The sequence below is a fragment of the Acidithiobacillus sp. TH-A36 genome, assembly GCF_057473445.1.
In genome coordinates this window covers 1-1,973 of sequence record NZ_JBYCKP010000429.1, presented here as the reverse complement: position 1 = coordinate 1,973, position 1,973 = coordinate 1, and the positions used below count along the sequence as shown (strand labels likewise).

Here is a 1,973-nt window from a genome sequence, read left to right as displayed (position 1 = left end):
CTAGAAAAACGGCCCAAAAAATAATCGCGATGGGTGGAATGGGGATAGGCAGGAAAAATATCAGCAATAACCCATAGGTGATGATTTTGCTGGCCCGATTACCGACAAAGTGTTTTTGCCCGCTCTGGTACACAAACCGGAACTGGGCCACTTTGCGTTGCACCCAACCATCATAAGCGGCGGCGATAACCAGCGGGATGAGGGCAATGGCCCAGGTGAAAAAGACCAGTACCCGAAAAATGGCAATATAAAAAATCGCCAGTATGGTGAGTATCCGGCCCCGAGCGGCCCAGGACAGTTTTTCAGTCAGGCTGAGGTCCGCGACCTGATGCGTTGGCGGCGGCGCGGGTGTCATGGCATGGGCCAGTCCGGTTTGAATGAAAATCAGGGTGTACAGGTGGCTAGTCAAGTGAAGTAGGGTTTGCAGCGCGGCTATCCCCATCTCCTGACGCACCAACAGTTGCTGCAAGTTCTGATAGTATGCAATGGGTAAACCGGTGCCAAAAATCAGGGCTATAGCAAATTCAAAGCCGATGATGGCAATCATGAATTTGACCGCAGAACGTTCTTCGCTGATAAAGCTCGACATTTATGGATGACCTGGTTGTTGCATAAGGAGTTGCTGGATGAAAGCATGTACCTGTGCAGATGCCTGGTCCTCATCCTTCTCTGCCGTACCGGGTCCGCGAAGAAAGCCGCCAGGACAGGTCCCTCGCCATTCCGGAAAAGGGGTGTGCATCCAATCCCAAACGTTATCGCGGGATGCGGCACAGATGATGGGCTGTTGTTGCAGCCTTCTGGCGGTGTCCTCTATTTCGGACAGAACCGCTTCACGTAACTGTCCATTCCCCAGTCGTGTCCCATGCTCAGAGCAGCGTTCCAGCAGGCAGTAAATTTCCTCTGTTTGCGGATGCTCCGCATGCAGGCAAGGTAAACCTTCCAGCCGGTTTTGCAGGCGCATGAACCACCACCAGGTATCCGGCCAGACCGCCAGCAGAAATCGGAAGCTCTCCCGATGCGGTAATTTCCGGATGTTTTTGTGCAGGGCCGTAGCCGTATTGGAATGTTGCATAGGGGGTAACTCAATCTGTGACAATGGGAATCCGTCCTTTGATAATGGCGCCGCCCGAAAAATGGGCCATGTATTGCAATGCGGGTAAGCTGGCAAATTCACTTGGCGGGAAAATCTCGGTATCGGTGACCGTCAATCCTTCACTATAACTGCCATTATTCATGTCCATGGGATGGGGACTGATGCCACTACCCATGGTGCTGGTCATGCGCTCCATAGGGATTTTCCCCATTCTTTTCGAGACTTCTTCCTTGGTGTTTTGATCAATAATGCGCAGCACTATGATGTTGTTGGTGTTACCGATGACCATGTTGGCCCGGTCCTTGGAACCATTGAGGCGGGTGGCGATATCGGAAATGGTTTGCGTGGCGAGGAACACACGGAACAAGGCCCCGCCCCCTTTGTTGAGGATCTGGATAACCGGCTGGTTAAGCACTTCGGCCCCTTCATCAATGAATATATTGACGGGTTTGGGGGCCTGATAGTTGTAAATATCCCCTGCGGTCGAAGCCAAATCCGCCAGAATAATGGACCCGATGGCCTGACCTACAGCGGTATCCGAGAGGGTATCCAATCCAATATACAGAGCCAGCTTCTGGTCTATGGCGCGCTGTGCGGTGAGGATGCGCCCATGGAAGTTCTTGGGATCCGGCGAGAGCAGGGTATCCAGGGGACGGCTGGTGAGCATCGCCAATAACGGGGTGAGCGACAAAATCATCTTACTGAAATGCTCTTTGTCGTGCTCCTGATCCGCAATCAATCCTTCCAGTTCCGGTGATGGGGCCGTCTTGGCGAGCACTTCCCGATAAAACTTCTTGTAGGCCGTCAACTGGCCGGGAATATCCTCAGCTACCTTGCCGGTTTTGCCGGTGAGGTAGGAATGCAGAATTTCCGGTTTGAC

The 1,973-nt window shown here is 52.8% G+C and carries 3 protein-coding genes; all 3 read right to left on the bottom strand.

Features of this window, described 5'->3' with window-relative positions:
* On the bottom strand, positions 1–589 hold a 589-nt coding region (locus AC2VLY_RS11125), incomplete at its 3' end, for an IncC plasmid conjugative DNA transfer DtrJ family protein (RefSeq protein WP_486922286.1).
* Positions 590–1,072 carry a hypothetical protein gene (locus AC2VLY_RS11120; RefSeq protein WP_486894360.1) on the bottom strand — a complete coding sequence of 161 codons (483 nt, stop codon included), beginning with the start codon at positions 1,070–1,072 and terminating at the stop codon, positions 590–592.
* Between the two features lie 10 nt (positions 1,073–1,082).
* Positions 1,083–1,973 (bottom strand): TraM recognition domain-containing protein (locus AC2VLY_RS11115; protein ID WP_486922285.1); only part of this gene is annotated, 891 nt, incomplete at its 5' end.

Bases quoted from the DNA above. Each gene is read 5' to 3' on its own strand.
- AC2VLY_RS11120 (WP_486894360.1), bottom strand. From the start codon at position 1,072: ATGCAACATTCCAATACGGCTACGGCCCTGCACAAAAACATCCGGAAA.